The sequence below is a fragment of the Microvirga arabica genome (genome assembly GCF_016811235.1).
Taxonomy (GTDB): domain Bacteria; phylum Pseudomonadota; class Alphaproteobacteria; order Rhizobiales; family Beijerinckiaceae; genus Microvirga; species Microvirga arabica.
On record NZ_JAFBID010000209.1, the window covers coordinates 1 to 968 of the forward strand.

1 protein-coding gene is annotated in these 968 nt (G+C 66.2%); it reads right to left on the reverse strand.

Annotated features, from left to right (window positions below; genetic code table 11):
• On the reverse strand, window positions 1-968 hold a 968-nt coding region (locus JQC81_RS32510; protein WP_203275876.1), incomplete at both ends, for an IS701 family transposase.

The following is a 968-nucleotide window of genomic DNA, read 5'->3' on the forward strand; positions in this document are numbered from 1 at the left end:
TGCCACGAGCGGGTCTCGTTGTGAGTGAGCCCCAACTCGGTCTTGGCGGTCTCAAACGCATCCTCGATCGCCCAGCGCTCGCCTTCCACCCGCACCAACGTGTCGATCGGCGTGCCGGCCGGGCACCAGGTCGAGAAGAACGCCAGGTCCTCATCAGAAAGGCTGCGCCGGATCAGCAGGCCACGCGTCCACAGGCCGGTGAACGCCTCGTTGTATTCCGCAGCCTCAAGATCAGCCAGCTCGACATAGGCCCAGTCATACAGGCGCGCTCCCTTGGTGCCGTCTCCCGCCGAGAGGCGCTTCCATGCCCCAGGGGCGAGTTCCTGTGCGATCTCTTCGGCCGTGCCGGCGACTTCGGGTTTGCCGATCCAGGAGGAGAACTGATCGGTCGCATGAGCGCCGAGCACGTAACCCTTGCCAGCCCGGCGCAGTTGCATCTCAATCCGACCCACACCATAGATCGCGTCGGCGGCGACCCAGTCGAACGGCACAGCGGCCGCAAGCGCCCGCTCGATCATCTGAGAGGCAATCTCGGGTTTGGTGACAAAGCCGATGCTGTCAGGCACATGAGCAGCGGTGCGGCGCTCTGGCTTGTTCGTCCAGTCTTGCGGCAGATAGAGCTGACGGTCGATGAAGGCGCAGCCCTTGTCTGACACGTACGCCGCAAACACCCCGATCTGGCAGTTCGTGATCTTGCCCGCTGATCCGGTGTACTGACGCCCGACCCCGCACGAGCGAGTACCCTGCTTGAGAAAGCCGGTCTCATCGATCACCAGCACGGCCCCGGGCGCGGCGAGCGTCTCGAGCGCATAGTCGCGCACCATATCGCGCAAGGCATCAGCGTCCCAGTGGCTGCGGCCGAGCACCGCCTGCTGGCGCCAGGGGCCCGAGTCGCCCGCAGCCTCGGCCCGCATCCAGCCGGTCTTGCGCCGCTCGGGGCCGAGCACCCCATCGAGGAAGGCGGCGGC